This window comes from Burkholderia sp. 4M9327F10, from assembly GCF_005503145.1.
Lineage (GTDB): Bacteria > Pseudomonadota > Gammaproteobacteria > Burkholderiales > Burkholderiaceae > Paraburkholderia.
Window position 1 is genome coordinate 15463 of the sequence record NZ_SCNV01000053.1, and the last position, 22425, is coordinate 37887.

Annotated in this window: 19 protein-coding genes and 1 pseudogene; 3 read left to right on the top strand and 17 right to left on the bottom strand. The window is 62.9% G+C overall.

Annotated features, from left to right (window positions below; genetic code table 11):
* Positions 1 to 126: 126 nt before the first annotated feature.
* The 4 genes from FFS45_RS32165 to guaB all read right to left on the bottom strand — a co-directional run bounded on the left by FFS45_RS32165 (position 127) and on the right by guaB (position 5621).
* Positions 127 to 1431 (bottom strand): site-specific integrase, encoded by a 1305-nt coding sequence (locus FFS45_RS32165; protein WP_137958677.1) that lies wholly within the window; start codon positions 1429 to 1431, stop codon positions 127 to 129.
* Between the two features lie 222 nt (positions 1432 to 1653).
* Positions 1654 to 3237 (bottom strand): glutamine-hydrolyzing GMP synthase, encoded by a 1584-nt coding sequence (gene guaA / locus FFS45_RS32170; protein ID WP_137958678.1) that lies wholly within the window; start codon positions 3235 to 3237, stop codon positions 1654 to 1656.
* A gap of 215 nt (positions 3238 to 3452) precedes the next feature.
* A complete protein-coding gene (locus tag FFS45_RS32175; RefSeq protein WP_137958679.1) occupies positions 3453 to 4154 on the bottom strand; it encodes a hypothetical protein in 702 nt (233 codons plus the stop codon).
* Between the two features lie 6 nt (positions 4155 to 4160).
* Complete coding sequence (gene guaB, locus FFS45_RS32180) at positions 4161 to 5621, bottom strand: IMP dehydrogenase (RefSeq protein ID WP_137958680.1); 1461 nt, start codon at positions 5619 to 5621, stop codon at positions 4161 to 4163.
* 242 nt (positions 5622 to 5863) lie between these two features.
* Here guaB and FFS45_RS32185 point away from each other — a divergent pair, with 242 nt between their 5' ends.
* Positions 5864 to 6847 carry a DMT family transporter gene (locus FFS45_RS32185; protein ID WP_137958681.1) on the top strand — a complete coding sequence of 328 codons (984 nt, stop codon included), beginning with the start codon at positions 5864 to 5866 and terminating at the stop codon, positions 6845 to 6847.
* 102 nt (positions 6848 to 6949) lie between these two features.
* Here the strand turns inward: FFS45_RS32185 and FFS45_RS32190 are convergent, their stop codons facing one another.
* Both FFS45_RS32190 and FFS45_RS32195 read right to left on the bottom strand, forming a co-directional pair.
* On the bottom strand, positions 6950 to 7282 hold the full coding sequence (locus FFS45_RS32190; RefSeq protein WP_137958682.1) for an RnfH family protein: 333 nt from the start codon (positions 7280 to 7282) through the stop codon (positions 6950 to 6952).
* The gene (locus FFS45_RS32195; protein WP_137958683.1) at positions 7279 to 7716 is read right to left on the bottom strand and encodes a type II toxin-antitoxin system RatA family toxin; all 438 of its coding nucleotides are present in this window, start codon (positions 7714 to 7716) and stop codon (positions 7279 to 7281) included. Before FFS45_RS32195 ends, FFS45_RS32190 begins: the two co-directional genes overlap by 4 nt.
* 100 nt (positions 7717 to 7816) lie before the next feature.
* Between FFS45_RS32195 and smpB the strand changes: the two genes are divergently transcribed.
* On the top strand, positions 7817 to 8263 hold the full coding sequence (smpB, locus tag FFS45_RS32200) for an SsrA-binding protein SmpB (RefSeq protein WP_090694127.1): 447 nt from the start codon (positions 7817 to 7819) through the stop codon (positions 8261 to 8263).
* A gap of 135 nt (positions 8264 to 8398) precedes the next feature.
* On the opposite strand, the gene FFS45_RS32205 is transcribed toward smpB, so the two are convergent.
* The 3 genes and pseudogenes from FFS45_RS32205 to ppsA form a co-directional block, all read right to left on the bottom strand.
* The gene (locus tag FFS45_RS32205) at positions 8399 to 9331 is read right to left on the bottom strand and encodes a stomatin-like protein (RefSeq protein ID WP_137958684.1); all 933 of its coding nucleotides are present in this window, start codon (positions 9329 to 9331) and stop codon (positions 8399 to 8401) included.
* Between the two features lie 177 nt (positions 9332 to 9508).
* Positions 9509 to 9943 (bottom strand): annotated as a pseudogene (locus tag FFS45_RS32210) (NfeD family protein); the annotation flags it as partial.
* Between the two features lie 122 nt (positions 9944 to 10065).
* Positions 10066 to 12471 (bottom strand): phosphoenolpyruvate synthase, encoded by a 2406-nt coding sequence (ppsA, locus tag FFS45_RS32215; RefSeq protein WP_137958686.1) that lies wholly within the window; start codon positions 12469 to 12471, stop codon positions 10066 to 10068.
* A gap of 666 nt (positions 12472 to 13137) precedes the next feature.
* Between ppsA and FFS45_RS32220 the strand changes: the two genes are divergently transcribed.
* Complete coding sequence (locus FFS45_RS32220) at positions 13138 to 13953, top strand: pyruvate, water dikinase regulatory protein (RefSeq protein WP_137958687.1); 816 nt, start codon at positions 13138 to 13140, stop codon at positions 13951 to 13953.
* Positions 13954 to 13983: 30 nt separating this feature from the next.
* Here FFS45_RS32220 and FFS45_RS32225 read toward each other — a convergent pair whose 3' ends face one another.
* From FFS45_RS32225 to bamA, 8 genes are all read right to left on the bottom strand, one after another.
* Positions 13984 to 14769 carry an RNA methyltransferase gene (locus tag FFS45_RS32225; RefSeq protein WP_137958688.1) on the bottom strand — a complete coding sequence of 262 codons (786 nt, stop codon included), beginning with the start codon at positions 14767 to 14769 and terminating at the stop codon, positions 13984 to 13986.
* A 78-nt stretch (positions 14770 to 14847) separates the two neighbouring features.
* Positions 14848 to 15618 carry a ribonuclease HII gene (rnhB, locus tag FFS45_RS32230; RefSeq protein ID WP_137958689.1) on the bottom strand — a complete coding sequence of 257 codons (771 nt, stop codon included), beginning with the start codon at positions 15616 to 15618 and terminating at the stop codon, positions 14848 to 14850.
* Positions 15615 to 16784, bottom strand: a complete 1170-nt coding sequence (gene lpxB / locus FFS45_RS32235) for a lipid-A-disaccharide synthase (RefSeq protein WP_137958690.1) — start codon at positions 16782 to 16784, stop codon at positions 15615 to 15617. Before lpxB ends, rnhB begins: the two co-directional genes overlap by 4 nt.
* A 3-nt stretch (positions 16785 to 16787) precedes the next feature.
* Complete coding sequence (lpxA, locus tag FFS45_RS32240; protein WP_137958691.1) at positions 16788 to 17576, bottom strand: acyl-ACP--UDP-N-acetylglucosamine O-acyltransferase; 789 nt, start codon at positions 17574 to 17576, stop codon at positions 16788 to 16790.
* 142 nt (positions 17577 to 17718) lie between these two features.
* The gene (gene fabZ / locus FFS45_RS32245; protein WP_090694092.1) at positions 17719 to 18186 is read right to left on the bottom strand and encodes a 3-hydroxyacyl-ACP dehydratase FabZ; all 468 of its coding nucleotides are present in this window, start codon (positions 18184 to 18186) and stop codon (positions 17719 to 17721) included.
* Positions 18187 to 18372: 186 nt separating this feature from the next.
* Entirely contained in the window at positions 18373 to 19473 is a 1101-nt protein-coding gene (gene lpxD, locus FFS45_RS32250; RefSeq protein ID WP_137958692.1) for a UDP-3-O-(3-hydroxymyristoyl)glucosamine N-acyltransferase, read from the bottom strand.
* Positions 19474 to 19493: 20 nt separating this feature from the next.
* The gene (locus tag FFS45_RS32255; protein ID WP_171029811.1) at positions 19494 to 20066 is read right to left on the bottom strand and encodes an OmpH family outer membrane protein; all 573 of its coding nucleotides are present in this window, start codon (positions 20064 to 20066) and stop codon (positions 19494 to 19496) included.
* A 46-nt stretch (positions 20067 to 20112) separates the two neighbouring features.
* The gene (gene bamA / locus FFS45_RS32260) at positions 20113 to 22416 is read right to left on the bottom strand and encodes an outer membrane protein assembly factor BamA (RefSeq protein WP_137958694.1); all 2304 of its coding nucleotides are present in this window, start codon (positions 22414 to 22416) and stop codon (positions 20113 to 20115) included.
* Positions 22417 to 22425 lie beyond the last annotated feature (9 nt).

Genomic DNA, 22425 nt, shown 5'->3' on the forward strand with positions numbered 1-22425 from the left:
TAAAACCTCTATCGATCGATTTGCTCTCGTGGACCCGCTCGCCTTCCCGCGTCTACGCGTGCCCAGCGTGCTAGATCGCGCACTTACACACAACTCGCCGCCATGTCAGCGATTGGGAGCAAACGACTACCCTGTCGACGTTAACGGACTTCTGGCCGGCCGTACCCTTACGCCGTTACCTGTTTCCGGGTTATTCACTATCCACCCGTCAAGCATCTCAGCCCATGTCTGTAGCATCTCCCTTCGCTGCTCGGCATATTCGGCCTTGTTGTATACAGCGCGCACCCCTCGTTGTTCGTGTGCCAGACATTTTTCTATCCAGTCGCTGTTGAACCCGGCTTCATGCAGTTGCGTGCTCGCCGTTCGCCGCAGATCGTGTACCGAGAAAGATTCGAAGTCCTCTACTCCGTTCTCGCGAACGAGCTTTACGGCGCTGTCGATCACGCGATTCAGGGTGGCAGCACTTATCGGCAATTCCGACTCGTAACGACCCGGATGCAGATACGAGCTTGCGCCAAAACAAGTCTTGAAGGTGACCAAGATATCCAGGGCCTGCTGACTCAGATAGACATTGTGCGCGCGACCAGCCTTCATCCGGTCCTTCGGAATTGTCCAGATCGCCGCATTGAAGTCCACTTCATCCCACGTTGCCAAAATGAATTCAGACTTGCGCACCATTGTCAGGAGCATGAACTTGACCGCCAGACGCAGCGTAGGGAGCGTTGGCGTGCGCTCCAACGCCTTGAAGAACACGTGGATTTCGGAGGGTGTCAGTGCCCGATCCCGTGGCTTGAAAGTAGCAATGGCGGAGGGCCGGATGTCTTCCGCCGGATTGGCTACTTTCAGCCCTCGTGCCTGCACAAAACGGTAGATCTGCAGAACGATGTCGCGCGCCTGAACGGCAGGTGCATTCGCACCTCGTTCCTTGATCTTCTCGCATCTCATTAGGAGTCTTAAAGGTGTAATCTCTTCGAGCTTCAGCCGCCCGAACTCTGCTGCGAGATTCCGGTCGTAGACGGACTTCCTCATCGCTCGGGTCGACTCCGCAAGCGTGGCGTCTGCGAAGTATTTTTCGGCCCACGTCCCGAACGTCATCGCTTCGGCCGCCTCTACCCGCTTTTCAACCTTACTTCTCGACGGACTTGCGCCTTGTTCAACTTCCCGACGCGCCCGCTCAAGGAGCAGCCTTGCTTCCGCAAGACGCACCGACATGCCAAAGGAAAGTTCGTCGTCCGCGCGTGCGCCGCGCGCAGGTAGCCCGGGATCGTAACGACCTATGACCAGGGTCTCCCGGCGTCCATTCAGACGATAGTCGAAGCGGAAACTCACCGTGCCGGACGAGGTAACCGCCACATACAGGCCACGCTGGTCAGCAACCTTGTATATCCTGCCGGTCGGCTTGAGCGCCCGCAATTCGAGGTCCGTAAGCATGCAATACTCCGTTAACTGATACCGTGTTTGATACCGTCACGCGCCGTGACGGTATCAAAGTGGATCGTCTGCAGAGAAAGATGCTATACCGTCGCTCATACCGTCGGCGATGTAGCCCTGCCGCCGGACGGCAGCGGATCTAAATAGTCGATAAACCCTTGTTTTTGTGTGGGAAATTTGGGAATCAACGGACCTCTGCAGACCACTGCAGAGGATCCTAAATTATTCCCACTCAATCGTCGCCGGCGGCTTCCCCGAAATATCATAAACAACCCGGTTAATCCCCCGCACTTCATTGATAATGCGGTTCGACACATGCCCAAGCAGCTCATGCGGCAGATGCGCCCAATGCGCGGTCATGAAGTCCTGAGTCTGCACAGCACGCAGCGCAACCACATACTCATAAGTCCGCCCATCGCCCATCACACCGACGCTCTTCACCGGCAGAAACACCGCAAACGCCTGACTCGTGAGGTCGTACCACGACTTACCCGTTTCCTTGTCAACGAAAGTGCGCAGCGTCTCGATGAAAATCGCGTCCGCGCGACGCAGCAGATCCGCAAAGTCACGCTTCACTTCGCCGAGAATCCGCACGCCCAGACCCGGGCCGGGGAACGGATGGCGATACACCATCGCCGGCGGCAACCCAAGCTTCACGCCAAGCTCGCGCACTTCATCCTTGAACAGCTCGCGCAGCGGCTCCAGCAGCTTCAGATTCAGCGTCTCCGGCAGCCCGCCCACGTTGTGGTGGCTCTTGATCGTCTGCGTGGCCTTCTTGCCCTTGCCTGCCGATTCGATCACGTCCGGATAAATCGTGCCTTGCGCCAGCCACTTCGCGTCCGTCAGCTTGGCCGCTTCAGCCTGGAACACTTCAACGAATTCCGCACCGATGATCTTGCGCTTCGCTTCCGGATCGGTCACGCCGGCGAGCTTCGACAGGAACACTTCACTCGCGTCCACGTGAATCACCTTCACGCCCAGATGATCCGCGAACGTCGCCATCACCTGCTCGGCTTCGTTCAGACGCAAGAGGCCGTGGTCGACGAACACACAGGTCAGTTGATCGCCAATCGCACGATGCAGCAGCGCCGCCGCCACCGACGAATCCACCCCACCCGAAAGCCCAAGAATCACGTGCTCGTTGCCGACCTGCTCACGAATCTTCGCAACCGCCTCATCGACGTAATGGCCCATTTCCCAATCGGAGCGCGCGCCGCAGATCTTCAGCACGAAGCGCTCGATCATCGCGCGGCCCTGCACCGTGTGCGTGACTTCCGGGTGCCATTGCAGGCCGTAGAAATGGCGCGCTTCGTCGGCCATCGCGGCGATCGGGCACGACTCCGTCGACGCCATCAACTGGAAGCCCTGCGGCATTTCCAGCACCTTGTCGCCGTGGCTCATCCACACCTTCAGCATGCCGTGACCTTCCGGCGTGGTGAAGTCGCTAATGCCTTCGAGCAGGCTCGTATGGTTGCGTGCCCGCACTTCGGCGTAACCGAATTCGCGCACATGGCCGTTTTCGACCTTGCCGCCAAGCTGCTCGGCCATCGCCTGCATGCCGTAGCAGATGCCGAGCACCGGAACGCCGAGTTCGAACACCGCTTGCGGCACGCGCGGCGTGTCCGTTTCGGTGACCGAGCTCGGGCCGCCCGACAGGATCACGCCCTTCGGCGCGAAGTCGCGGATGAACGCCGCATCGACGTCGTACGGATGGATTTCCGAGTACACGTTCGCCTCGCGGACGCGACGTGCAATCAGTTGGGTGACTTGCGAACCGAAGTCGAGAATCAGGATCTTGTCATGCATGGCAGCGGACGGAATCAAAAGTGAACGGATAAGGAAAGCCGCGCACGAAGCGCGGCGTTGAATTCAAAACGGACCCGGCCGTGAGGCCATATCGGGCAGCGCAGGTTCTGACGTGGTGCAATCGCAGCGGGTACACCAGGCCCACCAGGCGCACTGGCAGGCACGCGCGCAGACGGAATCCGGAAGCTTCGGCAGGTGGCGTGGCGCTCCGGGCCTCAGCCATGAAACGGCGGCCGTGGCGCGCCGGGCGCATCGGCTGCGGCGGTGCGTGCTTCGACGTCGCTTGCCGAGAGCGTGCCCGGCCGGTTTGCCGAAGCAAAGTCCGGTTCGACCGGATGCCCCGTAGCAGGACTGATCGGGCTGGCAGCACGCGTCGCAGGCGGCACGACGGGTTCCAGCACAGGCTCCACCGCTGCGGGTTCGGCCCGGTACGCAACCGCGTCGCGCCCTCTTGCAGCGTCTTTCGCAGCCTGCTTTTCAGCACGTTGCGCGGCAGCGGCTTCGCTGAGACGCAGCCGCTCGCGCCGCCGCACCGCGCCCGACAGCCGCACGCCGCCCAGCCCCACGACAACCAGAACCACACCGGCCAGCACCGCGACAAGCTGACCGAAGCCGGTCAACTCGGGGCGGTGCATGCCAATCAGCCAGACCAGCATCAGGAGGCCCGTCAGCCAGTTCACATGCCCGACGACCTTGGCGACCGTCGAGGTCAGCGCACCGTCTATCGACGCATGGAAAGCCAGCCACGCGAGCCCGATCAGCGCGATGCCGAGTCCCTGCCCCACCAGCGTGGGCTGGGTCTGCACCAGTTGCAGCGCGTTGTACAGCGAAGTCCAGGGCGTCAGCAGGAACAGCAGGCCGAACGCCAGCAACAGCAAGGCATCGATGATCAGTACAGCGCGCAGCAGTGGCTTCATGGGCGATTAGTCCACGTGGTAATTAGGCGCTTCCTTGGTGATCTGCACGTCGTGCACGTGCGACTCGCGCAGGCCGGCGCCGGTGATCTGCACGAACTCCGCCTTGTCGTTCATCTCGGCGATGGTGCGGCAGCCGCAGTAGCCCATGCTGGCGCGCACGCCGCCGATCAGCTGGAACAGGATGGCGTTGACCGAGCCCTTGTAGGCGACGCGGCCTTCAATACCTTCCGGCACCAGCTTGTCGATGTTCGCGGAGTTGTCCTGGAAGTAGCGGTCTGCCGCGCCGTCCTTCATCGCGCCGACCGAGCCCATGCCGCGGTACGACTTGTACTGGCGGCCTTGATACAGGAACACGTCGCCCGGCGCTTCTTCGGTGCCGGCGAACATGCTGCCCATCATCACGGCGTTCGCGCCGGCGGCCAGCGCCTTGCTGATGTCACCCGAGAAACGCACGCCGCCGTCGGCGATCACCGGCACGCCGGTGCCCTTGAGCGCTTCCGAGACGTTGGCGATAGCCGTGACCTGCGGCACGCCGACACCTGCGACGATACGCGTCGTGCAGATGGAGCCCGGGCCGATACCGACCTTGACGCCGTCCGCGCCGTATTCGACCAGCGCCTTGGCAGCGGCCGCCGTAGCGATGTTGCCGCCGATCACCTCGACATGCGGGAAGTTCTTCTTGACCCACTGCACGCGCTCGAGCACGCCCTTGCTGTGGCCGTGCGCGGTATCCACGACGATCACGTCGACGCCGGCCTGCACCAGCAGTTCCACGCGCTCTTCATTGTCTTCGCCGACACCGACCGCCGCGCCAGCGCGCAGCTTGCCGTGTTCGTCCTTACACGCGTCCGGGTGTTCGGTCTGCTTGGTGATGTCCTTCACCGTCATCAGGCCGCGCAGTTCGAACGCGTCGTTGATGACCAGCACGCGTTCCAGACGGTGGCTGTGCATCAGCGCCTTAGCCTCGGCGAGCGGCGTGCCTTCCTTGACCGTGACGAGGCGTTCGCGCGGCGTCATGATGTTGCGCACTGGCTCGTCCAGGCGCTCTTCGAAACGCAGGTCGCGGTTGGTGACGATGCCGATCAGTTGCGAGCCTTCCACCACCGGGAAACCCGAAATGCCATGCTGTTGCGACAGGGCGATCACGTCGCGCACCTTCATTTGCGGCGGCACAGTGATCGGATCGCGCACCACACCCGATTCGAAGCGCTTCACCTTGGCGACTTCACGGGCCTGCTCGGCCGCCGTGAGGTTCTTGTGGATGATGCCCACGCCACCCATCTGCGCCATTGCAATGGCGAGGCGGGCTTCGGTGACGGTGTCCATGGCGGCGGACACGAGCGGCATGTTCAGGGAAATGTTGCGGGTCAGCCGGGTCTTGAGGCTGGTGTCGCGCGGCAAAACATCGGAGAAGGCCGGGACGAGGAGCACGTCATCGAACGTGAGTGCTGTTTGGATCAGACGCATGGCAAATCCTATAGGCGCAAAAGCGAATTATACGCGATACCTCCCCGGTTTTCACTGCACGAACAGCAGGTTAGCGAATTTCCACCGATTTTTTAAGGTCTTTCCGCAGGGGAATTTCGCTTCGCCGTTCGGGTCGGGTTCGATCCGGTTTCGTTTCCCGAGACGAGTGCAGGATCGAACAAGACGCCCGGCAACGGCCTGGTTAAGCTGCGCACCTGTCCAGTTTTATGTCGGAGTAGTCGATGCAGCGTGGTGTAGCGTACGGCGTCATGGCCGGGGCCTTGTGGGGCATGGTGTTTCTGGTGCCGCGGATGCTGCCCGATTTTTCGCCGCTGCTCCTGAGCGCGGGCCGCTACACCATGTACGGCCTCGTCTCGCTGGCCGCCGCCCTGCCGATGGCGCGCCCGCTCGCCACCCGCCTTACCCGCGAGGATCTGCTCGCGCTCATCAAGCTGGCGCTGGCCGGCAACCTGCTCTACTACATTCTTCTGACCAGCGCTGTGCACCTGATCGGGATCGCGCCGGCGTCGCTGATCGTCGGCGTGCTGCCGGTCACCGTCACGCTGCTCGGCCGGCGCGACCACGGCGCCGTGCCGCTCGCCCGCCTCGTGTGGCCGCTGGCGATGGTGCTGGCGGGCATCGCCTGTATCAACGTGGATGTGTTCACCGCCGCCGACGGGGCGGCGGGCACGCCGGGCGACATCCTCAGCAAGCTCGCCGGGCTTGCCTGCGCGGTCGGGGCGCTGGCCTGCTGGACCTGGTTTGCGGTCGAAAACGCCCGTTATCTGCAGCGGCAGACCCATTTCAGCGGCAATGAGTGGTCGGTGCTATGGGGTGTGGTGACCGGCGCGCTGGGCGCGGCGCTGTGGCTCGTGATTGGGCTGCTGCCTTCGGGCAGCCTGCAGACGACGCTCGGCAGCGCGCGCTGGCATACCTTCTGGGTGCTCAATCTGGCGCTGGCAATCGGCGCGTCGTGGCTCGGCAACGGGCTGTGGAACGCTGCTTCGAAGCGCTTGCCGTTGACGCTATCAGGCCAGATGATCGTGTTTGAAACGCTGTTCGCGCTGCTTTATGCGTTCATTTACGACCACCGGCTGCCGCGCCCGCTCGAAATGGCGGCCATTGCATTGCTGGTGGCGGGCGTGAGCTGGTCGGTGCGGCAGCACGCGGATGACGATTCGGCCGGCGTGCCGATCGAGGAGAAGGCGCAGGCGTCGGCGCATTGAGCGCCGGGCTGGCCGCTGACCGCTGACCGCTGACCGCTGACCGCTGACCGCTGACCAGCGTGGCGCACAAACCCGGCGGGCGGTGGTACAAACGGTCTCGCCCTAGCGCGAGTCCCGGTTCTGCCACTTGCGCCCTTCGATGGAGCCTTCCTTGCGGGTCTTGTCGACGCGCCGCTGGCGCGCCGCCTTCGGATCGACAATCAGCGGCCGGTATATTTCCACGCGGTCGTGGTCGGCGAGCACCGTATCGAGCGGCTTGAGCTTGCCGAACACGCCAACCTTCTGCTGCGTGAGATCGATCTGCGGATAGCGCTCGAGGATGCCGCTGGCGTCGAGCGCCTGCTGCAGCGTCGCGCCTTCCGGCAGTTCGACGGGAATCAGCGCCTGCTCGTGGGGCAGCGCGTAGCAGACTTCAATCGAAAGCATCGCGCTCATGCCTTGCCGTAGCGCGTGTCGGCGCGCTTCACGAACGATTCGACGAAGGTGTTGGCAATATGGCTGAACACCGGCCCGATGATCTTCTCGAGGATGATGTTGGTGAATTCGTAGTGCAGCGCGAATTCGATCTTGCAGGCGTCCTCACGCAGCGCCGTAAAGCGCCAGTAGCCGGTGAACTTGCGAAACGGGCCGTCCGCGAACTCCATGTCGATGCGCTCGGGCCGCTTCATGCTGTTGCGGGTGGCGAAGTGCTGCTTGATGCCCTTGAAGTTGATGTCGATCTTCGCCTCCATGCCGTCCTCGTCCTGGCGACGGATCTCGACCCCGCCGCACCAGGGGAGGAAATTGGGGTAATCGGCGACATCGGTAACGAGGTCGAACATCTGTTCCGCCGAATGGCGTATCAACACGGTTTTCTGGACATCTGCCATAAATTGGACAGCACGGGGCAAGGGTGGAGAAGCGCTGCGGGCTTTCCTTGCCCCGCTTTGCTAAAATCGTGATTTTAAACGAGTTGGGCACTTTCCATTCATGAGCATCATAGACAACAGAAAAGCCTTCTACGACTATTCGGTCGAAGAGCGCTACGAAGCAGGGCTCGTGCTCGAGGGATGGGAGGTCAAAGCCTTGCGCGCCGGCCGCGGCCAGATCAAGGAAGGCTATGTGGTCATCAAGAACAATGAGCTGTTCCTGATTGGCACGCACATCAGCCCGCTGCCCGAAGCGTCAACCCACATCACGCCGGACCCGGTACGCACCCGCAAGCTGCTCCTGCATAGCGAGGAGATCAGCAAGCTGATCGGCAAGGTCGAGCAACGCGGTTATACGCTCGTGCCGCTAAACTTTCATTACAAGGGCGGCCGCGTCAAATGCGAAATCGGCCTCGCCAAGGGTAAGAAGCAGCACGACAAGCGCGAGACCGAGAAGAAACGGGATTGGGAACGTGAAAAGGCCCGCCTGATGCGCAACCCGACCTGAGCCGCACCGGAGCCTGAGCCGGATTCCGGCGCATCCTGCTGACAAAAATGGCCCGCCTGATTGGCGGGCCATTTTGTTTGTGTAGACGGCTTCGGCGCGGCGAATCGCCGCGCCGCCGGGGATCCAACGGTGAGCTCAGCGCACTTCAGTCGCGCCCTTGCCCTTGTTCACGATGGTCAGCGCCGAGGCGATCATCGAGCTCATATTGGACAGATCGCCCGGCACGATCAGCGTGGTGCCCTGCTTCGCCACGTTGGCGAACGCGTTCACGTATTGTTCGGCCACCTTGAGGTTCACCGCCTCCATGCCGCCGGCCGACTGGATCGCCGCGGCGATCTTCTGGATAGCCTGGGAATTGGCTTCGGCCACCGCCAGAATCGCCGCGGCCTGCCCCTGCGCCTGATTGATGGCCGCCTGGCGCTCGCCCTCGGACTTCTGGATGGCCGCCTCGCGTCCACCCGAGGCGATATTGATCTGCTCCTGCTTGCGCCCTTCCGAGGCCGCGATCAGCGCGCGCTTCTCACGCTCCGCCGTGATCTGCGCCTGCATCGCATGAAGGATTTCCTTCGGCGGAGTGAGATCCTTGATTTCGTAGCGCAGCACTTTCACGCCCCAGTTCGACGCCGCTTCGTCGAGCGAGGAAACGATGCTGTGATTGATGAAGTCGCGCTCCTCGAAGGTTTTGTCGAGTTCGAGCTTGCCGATCACCGAGCGCAGCGTGGTCTGCGACAACTGCGTAATCGCAAACACGAAGTTGCTCGAACCATATGAGGCCTTCATTGGATCGGTGACCTGAAAATACAGCACGCCGTCCACCTGCAACTGGGTGTTGTCGCGCGTGATACAGACCTGGCTCGGCACGTCGAGCGGAATTTCCTTGAGCACGTGCTTGTAGGCGATGCGGTCGACGAACGGCACCACGAAGCTCAACCCCGGTGTAAGTGTGGCGTGATAGCGGCCAAGCCTCTCCATCACCCACGCGTGCTGCTGCGGCACGATCTTGATGGTCTGCGCGGCAATCACAATGACGATGATGAGAAGCACTACCGCGACGATAGTCGAATCCATGGCTACTCCGATCTCTGGTTTGAATTGTTATGGTGCCTGGTGTGAATGGCCGGGCGAATGCGGGCCATCTGCGGGATTTTTTGCGGAACCGTCCGCGCTGCCCGTTGCAGGCCCGGTTGCGGGCCCGGCCCCTGGTCCGTTTGTAGTCCCGCTCGTAGTCCCGCTCCCAGCCCCGCTCGCAGGCCGCCTGCTCGCCACCACGACCAGCCGGCTGCCGTCCAGCGCGCTGATCTCATAGACCTGCGCATCCTCCGGCTCACCCGGCGCGAGTTCGACATCCCACGCGGCGCCGCGATAGCTGGCCCGCGCCCGCCGCTCGCGCCAGCCGGTCACGGTCAAAGTCTGACCGATGTCGAGATTCACGTCGGGATTGCGCGCGGCCACCTCGCGCTTTCTGCGGCCAAAGCGCGAGCGCCGCAGCAGCAACACGGCGACCAGCGCCACCACGGCCGCCAGCGCGAACTGCACGTCGGCATTGGCGCCGGCGAGGCGCGCGAGAGCAGCGGCCACGAAACCCAACGCGATCATCAACAGATAGAAGGTGCCGCTCATCAACTCCAGCACGATAAGCACGCCGGCCCCGATCCACCAGAACAGTCCACCAGGCGTCACGTCGACCTCCACAAAGCAAAACACCCCGGATCTACCGAGGTGTTTATAGCACGAAGCCGGTGCATTTTACCGTCCGGCACGGTCCACTTTGATGAACCGCACCGTCCTGCGATGCGTAGTGCTTATTTTGTCGACGATTTAGCCAAAGCCTGCCACGTCTCGACAATCGTGTCCGGGTTCAGGGAGATCGACGCAATGCCTTCGTCGGTCAGCCACTGTGCGAAATCCGGGTGATCCGACGGGCCCTGCCCGCAGATGCCGACGTACTTGTTCAGCCGCAGGCAGGTTTCAATCGCGCGCTTGAGCATGAACTTGACCGCCGGGTCGCGTTCGTCGAAATCGACTGCCAGCAGTTCCATGCCGGAGTCGCGGTCGAGGCCGAGCGTGAGCTGCGTGAGATCGTTCGAACCGATCGAGAAGCCGTCGAAGTACTGCAGGAATTCCTCGGCAAGGATCGCGTTCGACGGCACTTCGCACATCATGATCAGGCGCAGGCCCTTCTCGCCGCGCTTCAGGCCGAACTTCTCCAGCAGCCCGACCACGCGCTCCGCCTGCTTCAAGGTGCGCACGAACGGCACCATGATCTCGACGTTGTCGAGGCCCATCTCTTCGCGCACCTTCTTCAGCGCGATGCATTCCATCTGGAACGCTTCGGCGAAGTCGTCCGCGATGTAGCGCGAGGCGCCACGGAAACCGAGCATCGGGTTTTCTTCGTCCGGCTCGTAACGCGAACCGCCGATCAGTTTCTTGTACTCGTTCGACTTGAAGTCCGACAGACGCACGATGACGGGCTTCGGATAGAACGCCGCGGCGATCGTCGCGATACCTTCGGTCAGCTTGTCGACGTAGAACGCACGCGGCGATGCATGACCGCGCGCCACGCTCTCGACCGCCTTCTTCAGGTCCTGATCGATGTTCGGGTACTCCAGAATCGCCTTCGGGTGCACGCCGATGTTGTTGTTGATGATGAACTCGAGCCGCGCCAGCCCCACACCGCCGTTCGGCAGTTGCGAGAAGTCGAAGGCGAGCTGCGGGTTGCCCACGTTCATCATGATCTTCACCGGAATCGGCGGCAGTTCGCCGCGCTGGACTTCGGTGACTTCGGTTTCGAGCAGGCCGTCGTAAATCTTGCCTTCGTCGCCTTCCGCGCACGACACGGTAACCAGCGCGCCGTCCTTCAGCAGGTCGGTGGCGTCGCCGCAACCCACCACGGCCGGCACGCCCAGCTCACGCGCGATGATCGCCGCGTGGCAGGTACGCCCGCCGCGGTTCGTGACGATCGCCGAGGCGCGCTTCATCACCGGCTCCCAGTTCGGGTCGGTCATGTCGGCCACCAGCACGTCGCCCGGCTGCACACGGTCCATCTCCGACGGATCGTGAATCACGCGCACCGGACCCGCGCCGATCTTCTGGCCGATAGCACGACCCGTAACGATGACCTGCGACTGGCCCTTCAGCTTGAAGCGCTGCTCGGCCTTGCCCGTCGCCTGGCTCTTCACCGTTTCCGGGCGCGCCTGCAGGATGAAGATCTTGCCGTCGCGGCCGTCCTTGCCCCACTCGATGTCCATCGGACGCTGGTAGTGCTTCTCGATGATCACGGCGTACTTCGCCAGTTCGATCACGTCTTCGTCGGTAATCGAGAAGCGGTTACGCTGCTCGTGCGCCACGTCGACGGTCTTCACGCGGCCCGGCTCGCCCGGCTTGGTGAATTCCATCTTGATGAGCTTCGAGCCGATCGAGCGGCGGATGATCGGGTACTTGCCCTGTGCCAGCGTGGTCTTGAAGACGTAGAACTCGTCCGGATTGACGGCGCCCTGCACGACGGTTTCGCCGAGACCGTAGCTGGAGGTAATGAACACCGCGTCCTTGAAGCCGGATTCCGTGTCGAGCGTGAACATCACGCCGGCCGCGCCGACGTCCGAGCGCACCATGCGCTGCACGCCCGCCGACAACGCGACTTCAGCGTGAGTGAAGCCCTTGTGGACGCGATACGAGATCGCGCGGTCGTTGTACAGCGACGCGAACACGTGCTTCATGCGGTCGAGCACGTCCTCGACGCCGACCACGTTCAGGTAGCTTTCCTGCTGGCCCGCGAACGACGCATCCGGCAAATCCTCTGCCGTAGCGGACGAACGGACTGCGAACGAAAGCTCTTCAGGCGAGCTGTTCTGGAGCGTGTCGAAACCCGCACGGATGTCAGCCTCGAGTTGCGGCTGCAACGGTGCGTCGACGATCCACTGACGGATTTCCTTGCCCGCTTCGGCGAGCGCCTTCACGTCGTCGACGTCGAGCGTCTCGAGACGTTGGGCGATGCGTTCGGTGAGGTTGTTGTGATGGAGGAAATCACGGAATGCGAATGCCGTCGTGGCGAAACCGGTGGGCACCCGAACGCCTGCCTGGGCGAGTTGACTGATCATCTCGCCCAAGGACGCGTTCTTGCCGCCCACGATCTCTACATCGGTCATCCGCAACTGCTCGAACGGCACTACATACGCCTGGTCCTTTGCGACGTTAACTGCGTTAGTCATACAAGCCCCTAAGTGTGGAAGAAATACACGGCTGTGCAAGTGGGCTTGGACGCGAGTGCTCATAAGAAAACGCCGGGCCTCTCCAAGTTTTCTTGGCCCCCTCGGGGGGCTGGCGCGTAGCGCCAGGTTGGGGGCTCTTCCTTGGAAGCACGTCTTTTGGACGATCTCACGTCTTGCACAACCTGTTAGATAAGCAATCGCCTGGCCGTGCGCACTGAAGCGTAATCAGCACGTGCTTAACCGGCCTCCCGCTTTTACAACCGCGCTGCCACGAAGCGCGCAAAAAGCACGACGAAGCCAACGGTTGGACGAAATTATTCAAATTCGCCGCAGGTTACCAGCAAAAAGCGGGGCGTTGACCGGGCGATAAATGCGAGTTAAGCGCGGTTCGCCTGCAATTGCTTATCCAACAGGTTGCCGCTATTCTACCGTGCCGACTCCTGAAATGTGACTGTCGGACGAGAATTGCGCCTCGAAACGCGCCCCCGACCTGCCGTCGGGCTCTTCGCGAGGCCACGGCTGTCAAGGGTGCGCGAGCGGCGCCCACGGCGCGCCGCGCCGGTGCTCCTGTAGTTTGCGGTTAGCCACCGTACAGTGAGCCTCGGCGCGACGATGTTAGATTCGAGCGAAATTTCCCGCTCACGTTCCCTGCCCACTGCCCCACTGATGCCGCCCACCGTATTCATCGTCTCCGACGGTACCGGGATCACTGCCGAAACCTTCGCGCATTCGATCCTCTCCCAGTTCGACCAGAAATTCCGCCTGGTGCGGGTCCCGTTTGTCGATTCGACCGAAAAAGCCTACGCGACGCTCGAGAAAATCAACGAAGCGACCCAGCAGGACGGCCGCCGGCCGATCGTCTTCACGACGCTGGTCGACAGTTCGTCGAACAAGATCGTCAAAGGCTCGAATGCGCTGGTGCTGGACATGTTCCAGACCTTCGTCGAACCGCTCGAGCAGGAACTGGAGCTGAAGTCGAGCCACGCAATGGGCCGCGGCCACCAGAATGCGGACACGGAGGAGTACAAGAACCGTATCGAGGCGATCAATTTCTCGCTCGCCCACGACGACGGTCAGTCGAACCGCAATCTGGCCGATGCAGACGTGATCCTGGTGGGCGTGTCGCGCAGCGGCAAGACGCCGACGAGCCTGTATCTGGCGATGCAGTACGGCGTGAAGGCAGCGAACTATCCGCTGATTCCGGAAGACTTCGAACGCGGCAAGCTGCCGACGCCGTTGCTGGCGCACCGGCCGAAGATGTTTGGACTGTCGATCGATCCGCAGCGTCTGTCCGAGATCCGCAACGAGCGCCGGCCGGGCAGCAAGTACGCGGCGCCGGAAAACTGCCGTTACGAGATCAACGAAGCAGAAGCGATGATGCGGCGCGAGGGGATCAAATGGCTATCGTCGACGCACAAGTCGATCGAAGAGATTGCGACGACGATCCTGCAGGAAATCAAGCTGGACCGGCCGTCGTATTGAGTCGGGTTTTAGTCAGGCGAGCGGCCGGCTTCAACGGCCGCCGCGCTGCTGGCGGCACTGCTCGAACAGGCACACGGCGGCAGCGGCCGCCACATTGAGCGATTCCATGCCGCCCGGCTGCGGAATCGTCACACGCAGCGTGACCGCATCGCGCCACGCCTGCGACACCCCTGCCCCCTCGTTGCCCATGACCCAGGCAAGCGGACCGGACAGGTCGCAATCGTAAAGCGCCTGAGCGCCATGCGAATCGGTAATCACCACCGGTACGGCAAGCCGCTCGATCAAGGTCTGCGGCTCCACATCCTCGTGAATCTCCAGCAGGAAGTGCGCTCCCATCCCGGAGCGCAGCACTTTCGACGACCACGCGTAAGCCGTTCCCGGCGCGCAAAACACCTGCTGAATGCCAGCGGCGGCCGCGCTGCGCAGAATCGAGCCGACATTGCCCGCGTCCTGCACGCCGTCGAGCACCACGCAAGTCTGTCCGACCCGCTCCGGCAGCGGCGGCGCCAGCTTCTCGACCAGCAGCAGAATCCCCACCCCGTTCACCACATTCGACAACTGTCCGAACAAGGCATCCGGCAAGGTGACGATACGGCTCGCGTCGATGCGGGACACGATGGCCTGCGCCTCGTCGTGACGCAGCGCGCCTTCGGTGACAAGACAGGTTTCGGGCTGGCCGGCGACGTCCAGATAGGCGCTTGCGAGGTGAAACCCTTCGAGCAGCGCGTGGCCGCTGCGACGCTGCTGGTGCGTCGAGCCGGCGAGCGCCTTGAGGCGTTTGTAGAGCGGATTGTCCCGCGAGGTGATGGCTTTCACAGGCAGCGAAGACAGTGAGAATGTGAGAAAAGCAGGATGAAGCGCCCGCGCGGGCGCTTCAGAAAAGCGCGTTATCGGCTAGCGGACCGATCCGGTCGATCTGGCCGATGCGCCCAGCGAATTCGACTCGTCGTCGACCCAGGCCGTCTCCACCACGGGCGGCAGCCGTGTCAGTTCGACGCCCGGCGCCGCCACGCGCCTGCCCATACGCAGATGCGCTTCGCGCACCGGCGCAAACGAGCGGCGATGATGCTCGCACGGTCCATGCTCGCGCAGCGCCGCCAGATGCTGCGGCGTGCCATAGCCGGAATGAGCGTCGAAGCCGTACACCGGGAAGCGCTGATGCAGCTCCAGCAGCATGCGGTCGCGCGTGACCTTGGCGAGAATCGACGCCGCCGAAATCGACTTGACCAGCGCATCGCCGCCAACAATCGCTTCGCTACGAATGCTCAGCACCGGGCAACGATTGCCGTCGATCTTCACGAGAGTCGGCACAACCGCGAGGCCTTCCACGGCGCGCTTCATCGCCAGCATGGTCGCGTGCAGGATATTGAGCGTGTCGATCTCTTCGACGGAAGCCGAAGCAATGCAATACGCCAGCGCGCGATCGACAATCTTGTCGTACAGCTCATCGCGCTTTCTGGCGGTGAGCGCTTTCGAATCGTCGAGACCGCGAATCATCGGCTTCGACGGATCGAAAATCACCGCCGCAGCCACCACCGGGCCGGCCAACGGCCCGCGCCCGGCTTCGTCGACGCCGCAGACGATCTCGTCGGCGGCGTTGAAGTCAAAACCGGGTTGCTGCGCTGCCGCAGCGGACTTGCGCTCACGCACGCGGGCGCCGGTCATCGACGCCCCTTGCGCGTTTCGACGACGTTCGCCACCACTTCCGCGGCACGCTGGGCTGTGTTCTGCTTCAGCACGTGATGCATTTCCGTGAAAATTTCCGTCAGCGTGCGCCGGTTGGCTTCGTCGCGCAACTGTTTCAGGGTGGCATCGGCGAGCGCCTCGGGCGTCGCAAAGTGCTGCAGGATCTCCGGCACCACAAAGCGCCCAGCGAGGATGTTCGGCAGCCCCACATACGGCAGATAGCCCTGGCGCCGCATGATCTGACCTGTCAGCCAGGGCACCTTATAGGAAATCACCATCGGCTTCTTCAGCAGCGCGGCTTCCAGCGTCACCGTGCCGCTCTTGACGAGAATCGCGTCGGCGGCGGTCATCGCCACCTGCGACTGCCCTTCTATCAGCGTCAGCGCGAGGCCCGGACTGGCGTCCACCAGCGGCTGCAGCAGTTCGCGCAGCGCCGGCGTCGCCACCGGCATCACGAAGCGCACGCCAGGCTCGCGGTGCTGCATCAGCTCCATGGCCGCGAAGAAGGTCGGGCCGATCAGGTTGATTTCCGAGCGCCGGCTGCCGGGCAGCACGGCGATCACCGGCCCGCTTTCCGGCAGGCCGAGGGTACGGCGTGCGCCCAGCGTGTCGGGTTCGAGCGGAATTTCGTCGGCAAGCGGATGGCCCACGTACGACGCCGCCACGCCGGCCTTCTCCAGCAGCGCGGTTTCGAACGGAAACACGCACAGCATGTGATCGACCGCTTTGGCGATCTTCTTGATGCGCCCGCCGCGCCACGCCCAGATGGACGGGCAAACGAAGTGGATGGTCGGAATGTCGGCGTTGCGCAGCGAGTGTTCGAGGCCGAAGTTGAAGTCAGGCGCGTCGACGCCGATGAACGCGGCAGGCGGCTCGGCCAGCAACTGGCGTTTCAGCTCATTGCGGATGCCGAGAATCTCGGGAATATGCCGCAGGGCTTCGACATAGCCGCGCACGGACAGCTTTTCCATCGGCCAGTGCGCGTCGAAACCGGTGGCGATCATGCGCGGGCCACCGATGCCGTAATACTGGGTGCCGGCCGGCAGACGGCTCGCGAGGCCGTCGAGCAGGGACGCGGCCAGCAGATCGCCGGACGGCTCGCCGGCCACCATTGCAAGCCGTAGCGGACTGGGTTGCAGGGCCATCGGTTAGCGGATGATGCCGCGTTGCGACGCGACCACGAAGTCGACCAGCTCCTGCACCGCCGTATCGCCGTCGCCGCCGGCCGTTGCCAGCTCACGCAGTTGCACCTTGGCCTCTTCCAGCGACAGGCCGTTCTTGTACAGCAGGCGGTACGCCGCGCGCAGCGCCGAGATCGCGTCGGCGGAAAAGCCGCGCCGGCGCAGGCCTTCGACGTTGATGCCGTGCGGCTCCGCCTTGTTGCCCGCGGCAATCACGAACGGCGGGATGTCCTGCACGAGTGCCGACGCGCCGCCCAGCATCGAATGCGCGCCGATGCGCACGTACTGATGCACACCCGACATGCCGCCGACGATCGCGTAGTCGCCGATCGTCACGTGGCCGGCCATCTGCGCGTTGCTCGACAGGATCACGTTGCTGCCCACGTGGCAGTCGTGACCGATGTGCACGTACGCCATGATCCAGTTGTCGTCGCCGAGCGTGGTGACGCCCGCGTCCTGCACCGTGCCGGTGTGGATGGTGGTGAACTCGCGGATGGTATTGCGGTTGCCGATCACGAGCCGGGTAGGCTCGTCGCGGTACTTCATGTCCTGCGGCCGGCCACCGACCGATGCATAGTGACCAATGCGGTTTTCTTCGCCAATGGTCGTGTGACCTTCGATCACGCTGTGCGAGCCGACCGTCGTGCCCGCGCCGATGCTGACGTGCGGGCCGATAATGGCATACGGCCCGATTTCAACCGTTTCGTCGAGCTGCGCGCCCGGCTCGACGATTGCAGTGGGATGAATCCTGCTCATGCGACCTCGCTTCTGATTCTGTTGCGTTATCTGGATGCCGCGCCCGCGTGTGCCGCGTCGTCAGCGCTCCATTGCTGGCCGCCCCCCGGACGGATGCCCATGCGATGGACGTCCGCCAGCGCGCCAGCATTACCGGCCCAGCTTACTGGCCATCCGTGTCCGTGTGGCGGACTGCGCACATCAGGTCGGCTTCCGCCGCAACCGCACCATCCACCTCAGCGCGCGCCTTGAACTTCCAGATACCGCGCATGTGCCGTTCGAACGTTGCGTTCAGAATGAGCTGATCGCCCGGCTCCACCACGCGCTTGAAGCGCGCGTTGTCGATGCCGACGAACAGGTACAGCGTGTTGGCCGGATCATGCGGCTCTTCCGAGAACGTCAGCAGCGCTGCGGTCTGCGCCAGCGCTTCGAGAATCAGCACACCCGGCATCACCGGACGGCTCGGGAAGTGCCCCATGAAATACGGCTCGTTGATCGACACGTTCTTCAGCGCTTTGATGCTCTTGTGCGGTTCGAGTTCGAGCACCCGATCGACCAGCAGGATCGGATAGCGATGCGGCAGCAGCGTGAGAATCTTATGTATGTCGAGATTGATTTTTTCGGTGCTCATGGTGTTTCTACTCACGCATTGACTGCGCGATGATGACTGCGAATACGGTTCAGGTGGATTGGTAACGCTTGCTGCCGTCGCTTTCAGTGATGCGGCAGCCGATGCTGCCCCGCCACCCAAAGCGACGCTTCCTGCTTGAAATCTGGCCGTTGCCTGCCCGGCGCCCATCCAGCGCCCATCCAGCGCCTATCCAGCCGCCTTGCCGCCCGGCGCAGCAGCGGCCGCAGCCGCTTCCAGCGCCTTGATACGGTCGCGCAGCCTGTCGAGGTTGCGCATCAGCGCCGCACTCTTGTTCCAGTCGCGATGCTCGACGGCCGGGAACGCACTCGTGTACATGCCGGGCTTCAGGAGCGACTTCGACACGCCCGACTGCGCCGTGACAATCACGTAATCAGCCAGTGTAACGTGTCCGGCAATGCCGACCGCGCCGCCGATCATGCAATGCCGGCCAATATTGGTGCTGCCGGCGATGCCTGCGCAACCGGCGATCACCGTGTAGGCGCCGATCCGGCAGTTATGGCCGATCTGCACCAGATTGTCGATCTTCACGCACTCTTCGATCACCGTATCGGCCATTGCGCCGCGGTCGATCGTCGTATTCGCGCCGATTTCGACATCCGCGCCGACCGACACGGCGCCGACCTGCGGAATCTTGACCCAACTGCCGGTGCGGGCCTCGCCTTCACCGACGAAATCAGGCGCAAACCCAAAGCCGTCGGAGCCGATCACAGCGCCGGCATGGATGATGGCGCGCTCGCCGATCTTGCAGCCGTAATACACGCAGACGTTCGGATACAGGTGCGAACCCGCGCCAATCCGGACACCGCGGCCAATCACCACATTCGCGTCCAGCCGCACATGCTCGCCGATCACCGCACCGGCTTCCACCGTGACGTGCGGCCCGATCACCGCGCTGGCCGCCACCTGGGCGGACGGATCGATAGTGGCGCTGGCGTGCACGCCCGGCACGGCCTTCGGCGCGGCCAGCTCGATAAACGTCTGCGCAACGCGCGCGAAGTAAGCGTAGGGGTTGGGCGTGACGATGAAGTTACGGCCTGCGGGAGCTTGCCCTTGTGGCGCCCCCAGCCTGGCGAGGTCGCCGGCGTTGATCAGCACCGCGCCTGCGCGTGTGGTTTCGACCTGCGACAGGTACTTCGGATTGGCGAGGAATGCCAGCTGTTCCGGGCCTGCCTGGTCGAGCGGAGCCAGGCTGCTGACCCGGTGCGAGCGGTCTCCAACTACTTCACCGCCGAACCGCTGGACGATGTCCTCGAGTGTAAATGCCATGCGTGTACTGCTCCTGCGGTTCAGTTGCTGCTACTGGTGGACGACGCGCCATTGCTGGGCGCCGCCGCAAGCGCCTTGAGCACCTGGTCGGTAATGTCGATGCGCGGGCTCACATACACCGCTTCCTGAACGATCAGGTCATAGTGCTGCTGCTCGGCGATCTGCTTGATCACCTTGTTGGCGCGATCGAGCACCGCTGCCAGCTCCTCGTTGCGGCGCTGGTTCAGGTCTTCGCGGAACTCACGCTGCTTGCGCTGAAAGTCGCTGTCCAGTTGCGACAGGTCGCGCTGCTTCTCGGCGCGATCGGCCGGCGCCATCGACGCGCCGTTCTTGTCCAGCGCGTCGGACATCGACTTCAGCTTCTGCGCCATATCCTGCAGATCCTTGTCGCGCTTCGCGAACTCGGCTTCGAGCTTGGTCTGCGCCGCCTTCGCGGCAGCCGACTCGCGCAGGATACGATCCGAGTTGACGGCCGCAATCCTGGCTTCCTGCGCGTGCGCCGCGCCCATGCCCAAGGTCATTGCCAGCGCAAGCGCGCACGTCGCATAGGCGCATCTCACACATTTCGAAAACATACCGGTTCGCAAAGTCATCCTCTCGATACTGTAAAGAGGTCCGGGACTGACCCGGACCGTCCAATCAGAATGCCGTTCCAATCTGGAACTGGAATTTCTGGTACTGGTCGCCACTGTGCCTCGTGAGCGGGAAACCCAGGCTCAGCTTGAGCGGACCGATCGGCGAGATCCACGCCAGGCCCACCCCATAGCCATAGCGCAAGCCGTTCGCGCCCACGCTTTCGCCTGCATCGCCCCAGACGTTACCCGCGTCAAGGAACGTAAACACCCGCAGGGTGCGATCATAGCCTGTGCCCGGCAATGGGAACGTTAATTCGAGGTTCGCCACCAGCAGCCTCGAGCCGCCGATCGGGTCGCCGGTCGAAGCGTCGCGCGGCCCGAGCGAGCTCGGCTCATAGCCGCGCACCGTGCCGATACCGCCCGCGTAGTAATTCTTGAAGATCGGGTAAGGCTTGCCGCCCAGGCCATTGCCGTAGCCGCCCTGGAGATTGACACCCACCACGAAACCGCGCGCAAACGAATAATAGTACTGCGCGTTGATATCAGCCTTGTAATACTGCGTGCCACCCACCGGCGTGCCATATTCGGCGCTCGCCTGGGTGAAGTAGCCGCGGCTCGGCACCAGCGCGCTGTCACGCGCGTCGCGTGCCCAGGCCGCCGTGACCGGCACGCTGTTCGACACGCGGCCTTGCTGGTTCACATAGTCGACATAGCTTTGCGGCGTGGCACCATCCACGTCGAGCGCGTTCTGCTCGATACCGGCGCCAAAATAGACCGTATCGACTTCCGAGAACGGAATGCCGAACTTGAGGTCGCCGCCTACCGTCACGATCTTGAAGCTCGAATCCGACGAGTAGTACAGCGGCTGCTGGGTGCGGTAGTAGACGTCGGTAACGCGCTTGATGCCGTCCACCGTGAAGTACGGGTCGATCTGCGTGACGGTGAGCGTGCGGTACGTCTTCGCGGTGTTGAGATTCACCGCGAGGCTTGTGCCGGAGCCGAACAGGTTGTCCTGCGACACGCCCGCCGAGAGGATCGGCCCCTGGCCCGAGCCGTAACCGACGCCCAGCGTGATCGCACCGGTCGGCTTTTCCTTGACCGTGACGTTCACGTCCACCTGATCCGCCGTGCCTTCGACCGGCACCGTCGTGACGTCCACGTCGGAGAAGTAGCCGAGGCGGTTCAGGCGGTCCTTCGAAAGCGCGAGACGATTCGAGTCGAACCACGAGTTTTCGAGCTGGCGCATTTCGCGGCGCACCACTTCGTCACGCGTGCGGGTATTGCCGGTAATGTTGATGCGGCGCACATAGACCCGGCGGCTCGGGTCCACCTGTAGCGTCAGGTCGACCGTATGGCGCTGCTGGTCGATCAGCGGCTGCGCGTTCACCGTGGCGAAGGCATAGCCGTATTCACCGAACCTGTCGACCAGCGCCTTGGTAGCGGCCTGCAGCTTGTCAGCCGAGAACACCTCGCCGGCCTTGATCTTCACCAGCTTGTCGAGTTCGTCTTCCCGGTCGAGCAGGTCGCCCGCCAGATGAATTCCTGAAATCATGTACGGCTCGCCCTCATGCACCGAGAGCGTCACGTACATGTCTTTCTTGTCCGGCGAGATCGACACCTGGGTCGATTCAAACGAGAACTCGAGGTAGCCGTGATTCAGGTAATACGAGCGAATCTTCTCGAGATCGCCGTTCAGCGTGTCTTTCGAGTAGAGGTCGTTCTTCGTGTACCAGGAAAACCAGTTCGGCGTGGACTGCTGCATTTCGTCACGCAGCGTGCTGTCGCTAAACGCCCGGTTGCCGATGAAGTTGATCTGGCGGATTTTCGCGTTCGGGCCTTCGCCCACCGAGAACAGCAACGCCACACGGTCGCGGTCGATCGGCGTGATGGTGGTTGTGACCTCGGCGGCATAGTAGCCGCGCATCAGATACTGGCGCTTGAGCTCCTGCTCGGCCTTCTGGACGAGCGCCGTGTCGTAGAAGCGGCCTTGCGACAGCCCCACGAGGCGCAGCGCCTTGGTCAGATTGTCCTTGTCGAATTCATGCAGGCCCGAGAAATCGACCGTGCCGATAGCCGGGCGCTCGGTCACCTGCACGACCACGGTCGCGCCTTCGGTGAGGATCTTCACGTCGCTGAAGAAACCGGTGGCGTACAACGCGCGGATCGCTTCGGATGCCTTGTCGTCGGAGAAGATATCGCCTTGCTGGATGGGCAGATAGGCCAGCACGGTGCCCGCCTCGATTCGCTCCAGCCCTTCGAGCCGGATGTCCTGCACCACGAACGCCGATGTCGCATGGGCCGCGAGGCCATGCGCAGCTAACGCTGTAGCGGCGAACGATTTAGGTACAAGGCGATGAGGTTTCAACAACGGACTTCC